This is a genomic window from Endozoicomonas acroporae, assembly GCF_002864045.1.
GTDB lineage: Bacteria > Pseudomonadota > Gammaproteobacteria > Pseudomonadales > Endozoicomonadaceae > Endozoicomonas > Endozoicomonas acroporae.
Map to the genome: position 1 here is coordinate 16,916 of NZ_PJPV01000037.1, position 10,972 is coordinate 27,887.

Consider the following 10,972-nt stretch of genomic DNA (forward strand, 5'->3'; position numbering starts at 1 on the left):
TATCGCCCTCTATCTAGTAGTTAACCAAGATAACCTTTAAAAAAACTATCTATTATTCCGAGGCTGTTTTTTTTATATCTTTGCCCAGAATAGAAATGCTGTTTAATAAGCTGGCAATCATCAGGTCTCCGTCTTCTATTTCAACTTCCTCAAGATAGTGCATCCTGAGCATTAATGCCTGACCATTGCCATTTATTGGTAAACTCTCAACTTCGATAAAATTGCCTGCGTCAGCCTTTGCAAGTTCACCGGGTATCACAAAATTTTTATGCTAAATAATTATTTAAAATATTTTTTTATTTGGCTTCAGGTATATATCGCTCTCTGTCCTCAGCATTACAACACAAGAAAACCTCAAAAAAACTGATTCAAATCAAAAAACCACTATTGATTTTTTTTGCCAAAAGAGCATCAAAGTAGATCAACAGCATTCATACATTGACATGCTTTTTCCCAGACTAAATCTTCGGAAAAACTGATAAAAAACGGCCTTCTCAATAAAAACCAATAAACTGAAACAACATTTTCAAAATCCGGCCACTGGAAAAAACACAACCACATTGAAAAAAACAGAAACAGACAACAATAAACAACAGTTATAAAATCCCCCCGCCATAGTTTTTTATTAATCAGGAAAAAAGGCTTTACCTGTTGTAACCTTTCCGTATCATTAGCAAGAATTTGAAGTGTCTAATCCGGAATTTCTCAGCCCTGATGACAAAATGCCGAACGATTCGGTTATGTCGCTAAGTAGTTGGCCAAATGGAATCGTATATTTCTGGCTAAGTGGGCAGTTGCTATGCAAGGCGCAACGTAGGGAGCATAGCCGTAGCTATGTGACCGGAGTTGCAACGCCGCACGACTGCATGGATGCAGGAGATAGAGCAACGCAGGAGCAGTTGCCGGGAGTGACTGACAACTTAGTCAGAAATATATGATTTCATTTGGTTAACTACTTATGCTCAGGCAGCTGCAAGAATAGAAGTCCTGACCAGACACGGTACTCAAACTGAAACACACTGTTAACCCCTGATCGAGGAAGAATCAGCCACATGTCCCAAAAAATCCTGGACCTGGTAAAGCCAGGCGTAGTTACCGGTGATGACGTTCAGAAAATCTTTGAAGCTGCCAAGGCCGGTGAGTTTGCGCTGCCAGCAGTAAACGTTGTTGGTACCGATTCAATCAACGCAGTTCTTGAAGCTGCGGCAAAAGTGAAGTCTCCTGTTATCATTCAGTTCTCCAACGGTGGTGCGTCCTTCTTCTCAGGCAAAGGCCTGAAGACCGACCCTGCCGGTGCCCTGGGTGCCATTGCCGGTGCAAAATACGTCCACGCAGTTGCTGAAGCTTACGGCATCCCTGTTCTCCTGCACACTGACCACGCGGCGCGCAAACTGCTGCCATGGATTGATGCTCTGCTGACTGCGGGTGAAGAGTTTTACGAGCAGCACGGTAAGTCACTGTTCTCTTCGCACATGATCGACCTGTCTGAAGAGTCTCTGGAAGAAAACATTGCCACCTGCGCCGAATACCTGACGCGTATGGCCAAGATGGACATGACACTGGAGTTCGAACTCGGCTGTACTGGCGGTGAAGAAGACGGCGTTGATAACTCTCACATGGACAGCTCCATGCTGTACACCCAGCCAGAAGACGTAGCCTACGCTTACGAAATTCTGAGCAAGATCAGCCACCGCTTCACCATCGCCGCTTCTTTCGGCAACGTTCACGGCGTATACAAGCCAGGTAATGTTCAGCTGACACCGAAGATTCTCGACAACTCCCAGAAGTTCTGCTCTGATAAGTTCGGCCTTCCAGCCAAGTCACTGAACTTCGTATTCCACGGCGGCTCCGGCTCTACCCTGGAAGAGATCCGTGAATCCGTCTCTTACGGCGTAGTAAAGATGAACATCGACACAGACACCCAATGGGCGTGCTGGGAAGGCGTACTGAACTACTACAAGAAGAACGAAGCTTACCTGCAGGGCCAGCTGGGCAACCCTGAAGGTGCCGACAAGCCAAACAAGAAGTTCTACGATCCACGGGTTTGGCTGCGAGCTGGCCAGGAGTCCATGATCTCCCGTCTTGAGCAAGCCCATAATGACCTGAACAGCATCGACGTGCTGTAATCAGAGTCAGACACCGGCATTTGCCGGTGTCTATCACCTTTCGCCAGAACCTCTCAAGCCAAATTCCCCCCTATCAAAACTTCAAAAGCAGCGAAATCCCCTATTTCCACTAAACTCTTTAGTACTTTTGACGATAAATCCACACAACTCTAAACAAAAATGAATGGGGGAAGACCATGCCCAGACAGAAAGCACAACCCAAAAGCACCACCACAAAAAATAAGCAGCAAGCCAAATCATCCAATGATGAATGGGTCGGGCTCAGCTTCCGAGTATCCCCTGAGTTTTCCAGGGAATTTAAGGTGTATGCGGCCAAGAATGACTTTAAGCTGGTTGATTTACTGAAAGAAGGCTTTAAAGCTCTGAAAAAGCAGAGACGTCAGTCCCAGACTCGTTAAGGTTCACTTTAGCCAGAGACCGATCCGAAATCAGAGTATGACTGAGGGTTGATGGGTAAAGGGAAACAAGGAAATTAACGCAAAAAAAATCAGCCATCAGGCTGATTTTTTTTGATTGGATGCTTAAACGAGGCTGACTCTTGTGACAAGTAAGTTCTACCTCGACGCTGGCAAGCGCTGTATTCTGCCAACCGAGCTATTCAGGCTGCGAAGGAGATTTTAAGATTTTTTCAGCCCTGGCTCTCTGAAAGAGAATAAGTGGCGTCCCCTAGGGGACTCGAACCCCTGTTACCGCCGTGAAAGGGCGGTGTCCTAGGCCACTAGACGAAGGGGACGCAAAACCTTCTGACTTAAATGAGCAATCTTCACTTAAGCTCTAGATTTGAAACAAAGCACGCAATTAGCTCTTGGCACAACAAAGAGTGACATTACCCTGAAATGGGTATGGTCTGGCAACCGAGTAATTACCGCAAAAGAAAATGGTGGAGCTAAGCGGGATCGAACCGCTGACCTCAACACTGCCAGTGTTGCGCTCTCCCAGCTGAGCTATAGCCCCATATCAACTTGTCGCATTATGCCATTCTGGATAGCAAATACAACATTTTGATAATAAGTGGCGTCCCCTAGGGGACTCGAACCCCTGTTACCGCCGTGAAAGGGCGGTGTCCTAGGCCACTAGACGAAGGGGACGCAATCCTTCTGACTTAAATGACACAATCATCACTTAAGCTCTAGATTTGGAGCGGGAAACGAGGTTCGCTCTTGTCACAAGAAAGTGCGACCTCAACCTTGGCAAGGTTGCGCTCTACCAACTGAGCTATTCCCGCAGTGAAACTTTTTAAAGACAGCTTCAGGTCTGAATCTGGAGCGGGAAACGAGGTTCGCTCTTGTCACAAGAAAGTGCGACCTCAACCTTGGCAAGGTTGCGCTCTACCAACTGAGCTATTCCCGCAGTGAAACTTTTTAAAGACAGCTTCAAGTCTGAATCTGGAGCGGGAAACGAGGTTCGCTCTTGTCACAAGAAAGTGCGACCTCAACCTTGGCAAGGTTGCGCTCTACCAACTGAGCTATTCCCGCAATGAAGACGTGTTAAGGATTCTTCAGATCCTGTTCTCAAGTCAAGAGAATTAAGTGGCGTCCCCTAGGGGACTCGAACCCCTGTTACCGCCGTGAAAGGGCGGTGTCCTAGGCCACTAGACGAAGGGGACGCAAACATCGAACGATGTTTGGTGGAGCTAAGCGGGATCGAACCGCTGACCTCAACACTGCCAGTGTTGCGCTCTCCCAGCTGAGCTATAGCCCCAAAACCTTCGCAGCAACAATACTTAGCGTATTCAACAACTGCTTTTGCTTTAGCACCTTTCGAAGGACGCTTTGTTTTGCCACCCCCGAAACGCAGGGCGAATGATATGGATGCCCCCCTATCCTGTCAAGCGTCGCTTATAAAAATTATGATCAAATAATAGTGCAGTTATATATGCATCTATAGAAAAGGCCGGTAGACAACCGGCCTTAGCCTAAAGAAGCCGCCGGGTTAAAGCACTGCAAACTCTTTTTCCAGACGCTTCGCTTCTTTTTTGGAAACGCCACCCATCACCTCAACAGCATGACGCAGGCGTGCACGCGTCATATCCGGGCCCAGGATCTCCATAGATTCCATAACAGACCAGGAGTTTGGCGTACCGGCAATAGCAACAAAGACAGGATGATTAAAATCACCCAGCTTAATGTCCATCGCTTTGGAAAGCCCTTTAATTTCCGCAAAAATCTGATCACGCTGCCACTGGCGCAGCTGTTCAAGCTTCCAGAGTGTGAACTGCAATACCTTCTTAACATCACCCGCTTCCAGCTTTTTATGGGCAAAGTCTTCAGGCGACAGATTCAACATACCGGAGAACATAAAGGCAGCAATAGGAGCAAAATCGCTGAGACGCTCAACCCGCTCTTTCGCCATTGGCAGAAACTTCATCAGGTAGTCACGGTTCAGTAACCAGTGATGCAGGCGATCAGCAAATTGCTCTGTGCTCAGGTTTTCGCGAATCCAGCTGGCATTCAACCAGGACAGTTTTTCCTGGTCAAAAATCGGGCCACCCAGAGAAACCCTTTTGAGATCAAAATCCGCCAGCATCTCTTCCAGGCTGAACTTCTCCCGCTCATCTGGCATGGACCAGCCCATACGACCCAGGTAGTTCAACAGCGCTTCCGGCAGATACCCCATGTCACGATAGTAAGTAATACAGGTTGGGTTCTTGCGCTTGGACAACTTGCTCTTATCCGGGTTTCGCAACAACGGCATATGGCAGAGCACAGGCATCTGCCAACCAAAGTATTCGTACAACAACTGATGCTTGGGCGCAGAGTTGATCCACTCCTCACCACGAATAACATGCGTGATTTCCATCAGGTGGTCATCAACAACATTCGCAAGGTGATAGGTTGGCATGCCATCGGCTTTCACCAGAACCTGCATATCCACCTGGGACCAATCAATCTCGATGGTACCACGGAGCATATCATCCACTGTGCAGACGCCACTCTCAGGCACTTTCATCCGGACAACGTGAGGCTCGCCCGCATTCAGCCTGGCCTGAACGTCGTCTTCAGAAAGATGCAGGCAGTGACCATCGTACCCGGGTGTCTGCTTGTGCGCCGTTTGCTCTGCACGCAGGGCATCAAGACGCTCTGATGAGCAGAAGCAACGGAACGCATGCCCTTTATCCAACAGGATTTGAGCATGATCAGCGTAGATTTCCCGGCGCTCACTCTGCCGATAAGGGCCGTGTGGGCCGCCAACATCAGGACCCTCATCCCAATTCAAACCAAGCCAGCGCAGCGAGTCGAGAATCTGTTGCTCGGACTCAGGGGTACTTCTGGTTTGATCCGTATCTTCTATACGAAGCAGGAACTGGCCGCCCTGACTCTTGGCAAACGCCAGATTAAACAGGGCGATATATGCAGTACCGACATGAGGATCGCCAGTAGGGGAAGGTGCAATACGGGTGCGTACAGTCATGGAATTGCTTTCTCAATAACGCCCGGGCCCCAATGGGCGCAGGCTGACAGAATGCCAAAACAGGTATTATAAGGCTGAGAGCCAACAGCACCCAAATATTGATTGAATTCAGTGGCTTCAGGCTTCCCTTTTTATCCCCAAACGGGACATCAACCAGCCAATGGTAGTACCCTGAATCAACAGTGAGAAAAGAATAACGGCCAGCGTCATTTCTATGATCATGCGCTTTTCAGGCATGGAGTCCGGGATCGATAGCATCAGGGCAACAGGCACAACCCCTCTCAATCCGCCCCAGAACATCACCTTCATTGAATTGCTGTCCACTTTATTACTCAATGGCATCAGGTTACTGACGGGCAGCAACAGATATACCACCAGAAAGCGCGCCACAAGAACGGCGACAATGGCAACGATTAACGTGGGGTAGATCATACCGAGCCGCTCAATACTCCGCAGCAGGAAGTCCTCACTTAACCCTAACAGCAGGAAAATAAAGCTATTGGCTACAAATGCCATAAACTCCCAGTAAGGATCCAGGTGACGCAATGTCATAAAGTCAGCCATGGCACGGCGGCCATAGCTGCGAGTGACAATCCCGGCAGCGATAACCGACATGACACCGGACGTTTCAAAGACATGGTCAGCAATAATAAAGCTGGTAAAAGCCAGGATAGTTGTCAGGGCAATATGCACATAAGGCATCCCCCGGGACAACCTGAGCAGCACCAGCATGGCTGCCCCCATGGCCGCACCCACAAAAATCCCGCCAAAGAAAACCCTGAAGAACTCGACAAAGGCAGCAAAAGCCGTGCTACCGGACACCCCTGTTCCCGACTGGATAATCGAGAGCACAATGCCAAACATAACGATCGCGGTTGCATCGTTAAACAAACTCTCTGCATCCATCAGCAGAGACATCCGTTCAGGCGCTTTCGCCTCTTTAAAAAGTGCAATCACGGCCACTGGATCCGTTGCCGAAATCAGCGCACCAAACAACAGCGCGCCCGCCAGCGTCAGAGGCGTCAACTCACCCAGCATCACACCGAGAACCAGGGTAGACAAAATCACTCCCACAATGGCCAGCATCAATACAGGCACCAGCTCTTTCATCAGAGCGGAAAACTTTATATTGATGGCCGCCTCAAACACCAGTACGGGGAGCAAAACGTACATAATCAGGTCATGAGTCAGGGAAAGACGGAGTAGAGGTGCCAGTATTTCAGAATATTCAGCCGCCATCCCCAGGGCCATACCGATCACAACCAGCCCAATGGTATAGGGAAAGCGCAGCTTCTTAAGCAGGATTGCCGAAATAGCCGCCAATAAAAACAGGCCGCAAAAGATCAGCATAGGGATGGCGAGACCAGCGCCAGAGTGTGTTACCGACATTTCCTGTTCCGTTAATAAATAAATGCCGAAATGAAGAGGGATCATAAGCTCGGCATTTCAGGCCATGGGTACAATTTACCCGTGGCCATATTGACCGGTCAGTCCATATCTCGACATACATCAGGGATGGCGAGGTGAGAAGTAATACCAGAGATAGCGGAGGGCAACATAAAGTACGATCCCCGTCGCCACCAAAAGTTCAAAACCGGCCAGATTGTTAATAACATCACAAACTTTTTGATAGCCTTGTTGATGAAGTATATCTGCCAGCTTAAACAACGCTGTAGCCCCAATTACCATCGGAAATGTGAAAGCAGCATATCCTGGCGAAAACGGCAGGCGCAGTAAGCGAACAAACGCAACATAGACCAGACTCGTCATAAAAATAGCCAATGGCAGCAGGACCGCAACCAGTAAGTAATTCGGCTGGTCAGTTATGGACAGGTAGCCCGCCAGAGAAAGGCTCGCCGGTGCCGCCATAATGGCAAATGTGGGCAGTGCAGCATCAGGAATCTTCTCTTTGAAAATCAAACGATACAACATCACTGGCAGCTTTATGAAGTAGCAGCATAGTCCAAAAACAAACAACGTAAAGACAAGTTCCTCATGCCCCATACCCTTGCTGGTCACTGCCGCGACAATAATGCCAACGGGCGGCACAAACCAGCTTGGAACCATTTGGTGCAAATGGAAATCAATGAACCTGTGAGCCGTAAAACTGATGAACAAAAGCAGATGAGCAACCACAGCCAGCAGCCAGAGCCCTCTGGCAAAAGCAGGCGTTGCCATCAGCAAAGATTGTGCAATGACCATACTGGCCATGGCACAGGTTGGCATCACGCTGCTTACCAAAGGATGAGCCAGATCCTCCCGAAACAAACCGGGATTGCTCACAAATTTCAGAATAATGGCCAAAACCAGCAGGCTGGCCACCAGCGCCGAAGACAACTTGAACCACCCGGCAAAGTCAGGCAACACCAGAGCCCAGACAGCTCCCAGACTGGCAATACCCAAAGCCAGACCTCCCAGCGGAGTCGGTACATTCCTGAAACGGACACTCAAAGCCACTTTACGCATTGGCAAGCCATCCTTCTGACTAACAACGACCACTTGCACTTAAGCAGTTAACCAAATGGAAATAAATAGTTGGAATAAAGATATAACTCAACAGCAAATAAGAAAAATCAAACTTTTGGATAGTAAGATTAAGTTTTATTGATATCTAGTACATGGTTTCAATGAGTTTGACGTGTACAATCTCCGTTCACCCTGAGCGAAGTCGAAGGGTGCTTGGCACGATCTATCAGAGTCCGGAGTTTCCGCCCTTCGACAGGCTCAGGACGAACGGAGTGCGGAGGCACGACAACCCGTCAAACTCGTTGAAACCATGTACTAGCGAAACCGGATCCTTCCAGGATTACCAAAAATCCCCGACGACCCGGCGCTATAAGAAAAGCCTGCCTAAAGAGCTTCTATAGGCCCTCCGTATTCAATAACGAGTGTAAACTCATTGCGCAACCACTGCGGAACATTATTCTGCAGGAAGAATTCCACGTCGGCGAGCAACTGCTGCCTCTCTTCCTGGCTGCAATCGTGATTAGCCATTAGTTTCAACTGAAGTTGGCCCCTGGTGTTACCCTTCGCTGCGACAGCCCACACGTGTTCATTCCTATAAGTCAGAACTCCAACAGATTTCGTTATTTCATTCTTCATCTTCCTTATCAAGGTCCTTTCTGAATCTACAGATGAAGTACCCGCTGCATCAGTGCTGGCAACGCCTCGAAAAGCTCCGTTGATGTCATTACGGAGAGGACCCTGTACTAATTCCACATTTCTGTCTGTTATCGATTCAATGCCATTTGTAGAAATCCCTTGTTCTGGCGGATCCAGGCCAGGTGTCGGATGCACAGCGCCAAGTGCAGCAAGGGCGGGAGATAACGAATGATCACCCCCACCCGATGGGGTAACATAACCTGTGGATTGCGTAAGAGTTACAGCAGAATTGACATTTTGCATAATCATTTCATCTACGTGAACGTGATGTCAGGAATCGAGGAAATTCGATATCGGAACACAAACCATTCAAAATCCTGGAATCAAACATTAGCCGCCTAACGCTTGATGGCCAGTTGTAAAACTGGATAAATGACGAAGGCCCCATCAGAGTGTAATCAGTTAATTGAACCTCAAAGAACGCTCCATTCTTCTTCCTTAACTTTTTAATCCCATCCCTGAGAACCTTGGGATCATCTTCATATCCTTCATGCACATCACTAAACAAACCACCCTCAACAGTGGTGCAGAGCATCTCCCCTCCCCGTCGGATAAATTCCGTGAGCACAGGGCCTAAATACCCTTGGGGATATCCTGAAACCAATAAACAACTACTGCAATCATCAGGCAGGCACTTGTTAATATCTTTTGGGAACTCAGCTTGTTCAACAGGTAAAAACCTGGTTAGCGGTTCACGGTCATAGCATTTCACGCTGACTCCTCCCATCGAATCAAAACATTTTTCAAGAAATGCCTGCCCCGAGCCAATGCTGATAACTGTTTTTGGAAAAGCATCTTGATAAGCGCTTTCACATAGAGAGAGCATAACCCCCAGAAATCTTACAGGATCTAAACGACCGCAACCGGGAACCGCTATATAAGGAAATATTATATTGCAACATTCAATATTATTCATAACAAGTTCACATAAAGCCTTTTTTGACTTACTTTTTGGTTCTTGCGAATCATCATCAGACTGAGGTTCACAATGCAGGGAATACAAAGCTAACATTGTAACCGCAGCCTTATGAAACTCTGGGTTACGAAGGCAATATGCTATTGTTGGATTGTTTGCAATAAAAGTGGAAACCAGTGTGTCTGCTGATTCCCGGGAGGGGAGCTCAGGGGCTGAGTTATCAGGCTTTCCCGGGGATTTGTGTGTACTTCCACTACAGACTGAAACGGCACTGACTTTATGCGTGTCAACATTTGCCTTTTGGGAAGTTTCCGGCAGAACCGGAACTGTAGCTTGATACCTTAAACTTACTGTTGCATCAGCGGAAGCAGATTGAACATCGTGATTCCCCAATACAGCATTTTGTGTCATTGATTCTTCATAAGACGGTGATTGATCAGCTCCAGTAACAGGAGAAGAGGAGGGAGAAATCATAAGCATAACCTTATATTTCTTAAACTCGGACTAGTGCAGACCACAAAAATCCAGATAGGTTCATGCTTAATTTCAGATTTTAAATAAAGCTGTGGTTTTTCAAGTTTTTTTCAGCATGACCAGGCGTAAGTAGTTAACCAAAGATTGAAATATCCAAATCCTGTTCTACCTTTACATCTCCAATCCAACAAAAATCAGCCTGCACGACAAAGCATGAAAATTTCTAATGCTCTAAAAGCATTGATCCTCAATACACTTGTCTTTGTTTTGACCGGCTGCACTCACGGCGAGAGGTTTAACAAAGTGATCCCCCACCTTCAACGCAGTCTGCATTCCGGCTTTGAATTCCAACATGGAGCTTATAAGCCAGTCTCCGATTCAGATAAGAATGACGATACAATCAAGTCAGAGATATTAAAGCGCTTTCAAGAGTTTTCAAAAGTTAAAGTAATTGAACTTTCAGATTTTGACAAAACATTACGCCCCATTGGCGTAGGCATGCAAACCATTTTCGAACAGACACTCTTAAAGCTAATTGAAGAAAGAACCGTCACCAGGGTGATGGTGTTATTTCATACGAAAGCCCCTGCAACCCCGCTGGTTACTCCCGAGAATACTGCCCCACCTGAAGCCATGTCCAAACCAATGCAATGTGACAGTGCACGGGCGAAAACCATTAGCGACAGAACTGTCACCGTCAGGAACCTGGCCAAATCCGACCCTGAAAAAGTGACCCTCTACATAGCCTACCCTGAGAGCGGTATGCAGATCAGAAAAACCGATCAACAGGCAATTTATCAGAAAGAAGTGGCCAACGAACAGAACAAATGCCTGAAAGATCTCCCATTCCCCCTGTGTCAGCATAGTTGTCGCCTCTCCTGAA

Annotated in this window: 9 protein-coding genes and 8 tRNA genes; 3 read left to right on the forward strand and 14 right to left on the reverse strand. The window is 47.6% G+C overall.

Annotation, left to right across the window (positions count from 1 at the left end; all coding sequences use genetic code 11):
* Positions 1–52: 52 nt before the first annotated feature.
* Positions 53–259, reverse strand: coding sequence for a hypothetical protein (locus CX664_RS25585; RefSeq protein ID WP_145999855.1), 207 nt, complete (start codon positions 257–259; stop codon positions 53–55).
* A gap of 793 nt (positions 260–1,052) precedes the next feature.
* On the opposite strand from CX664_RS25585, the gene fbaA reads away from it, so the two are divergent.
* Entirely contained in the window at positions 1,053–2,126 is a 1,074-nt protein-coding gene (gene fbaA / locus CX664_RS05995; RefSeq protein WP_101745862.1) for a class II fructose-bisphosphate aldolase, read from the forward strand.
* A 176-nt stretch (positions 2,127–2,302) separates the two neighbouring features.
* Positions 2,303–2,524 carry a hypothetical protein gene (locus tag CX664_RS06000; RefSeq protein WP_101745863.1) on the forward strand — a complete coding sequence of 74 codons (222 nt, stop codon included), beginning with the start codon at positions 2,303–2,305 and terminating at the stop codon, positions 2,522–2,524.
* A 259-nt stretch (positions 2,525–2,783) separates the two neighbouring features.
* On the opposite strand, the gene CX664_RS06005 is transcribed toward CX664_RS06000, so the two are convergent.
* From CX664_RS06005 to CX664_RS06065, 13 genes are all read right to left on the reverse strand, one after another.
* Positions 2,784–2,859 (reverse strand) — tRNA-Glu (locus CX664_RS06005).
* Positions 2,860–3,004: 145 nt separating this feature from the next.
* Positions 3,005–3,080, reverse strand: a tRNA-Ala gene (locus CX664_RS06010).
* A 58-nt stretch (positions 3,081–3,138) separates the two neighbouring features.
* Positions 3,139–3,214, reverse strand: a tRNA-Glu gene (locus CX664_RS06015).
* 48 nt (positions 3,215–3,262) lie between these two features.
* Positions 3,263–3,351, reverse strand: a tRNA-Gly gene (locus tag CX664_RS06020).
* Between the two features lie 36 nt (positions 3,352–3,387).
* A tRNA-Gly gene (locus CX664_RS06025) sits at positions 3,388–3,476 on the reverse strand.
* Positions 3,477–3,512: 36 nt separating this feature from the next.
* Positions 3,513–3,601 (reverse strand) — tRNA-Gly (locus CX664_RS06030).
* 55 nt (positions 3,602–3,656) lie between these two features.
* A tRNA-Glu gene (locus tag CX664_RS06035) sits at positions 3,657–3,732 on the reverse strand.
* 19 nt (positions 3,733–3,751) lie between these two features.
* Positions 3,752–3,827 (reverse strand) — tRNA-Ala (locus tag CX664_RS06040).
* 231 nt (positions 3,828–4,058) lie between these two features.
* The gene (gene gltX, locus CX664_RS06045; protein WP_101745864.1) at positions 4,059–5,537 is read right to left on the reverse strand and encodes a glutamate--tRNA ligase; all 1,479 of its coding nucleotides are present in this window, start codon (positions 5,535–5,537) and stop codon (positions 4,059–4,061) included.
* A gap of 117 nt (positions 5,538–5,654) precedes the next feature.
* Positions 5,655–6,926: a cation:proton antiporter gene (locus tag CX664_RS06050; protein WP_163372645.1), complete on the reverse strand. Its 1,272-nt coding sequence runs from the start codon at positions 6,924–6,926 to the stop codon at positions 5,655–5,657.
* Between the two features lie 120 nt (positions 6,927–7,046).
* Entirely contained in the window at positions 7,047–8,003 is a 957-nt protein-coding gene (locus CX664_RS06055; protein ID WP_163372646.1) for a TDT family transporter, read from the reverse strand.
* Positions 8,004–8,387: 384 nt separating this feature from the next.
* On the reverse strand, positions 8,388–8,942 hold the full coding sequence (locus CX664_RS06060; RefSeq protein ID WP_145999856.1) for a hypothetical protein: 555 nt from the start codon (positions 8,940–8,942) through the stop codon (positions 8,388–8,390).
* Between the two features lie 7 nt (positions 8,943–8,949).
* Positions 8,950–10,089: a hypothetical protein gene (locus CX664_RS06065; RefSeq protein ID WP_145999857.1), complete on the reverse strand. Its 1,140-nt coding sequence runs from the start codon at positions 10,087–10,089 to the stop codon at positions 8,950–8,952.
* Positions 10,090–10,302: 213 nt separating this feature from the next.
* On the opposite strand from CX664_RS06065, the gene CX664_RS06070 reads away from it, so the two are divergent.
* Positions 10,303–10,971, forward strand: a complete 669-nt coding sequence (locus tag CX664_RS06070; protein WP_101745869.1) for a hypothetical protein — start codon at positions 10,303–10,305, stop codon at positions 10,969–10,971.
* Position 10,972 lies beyond the last annotated feature (1 nt).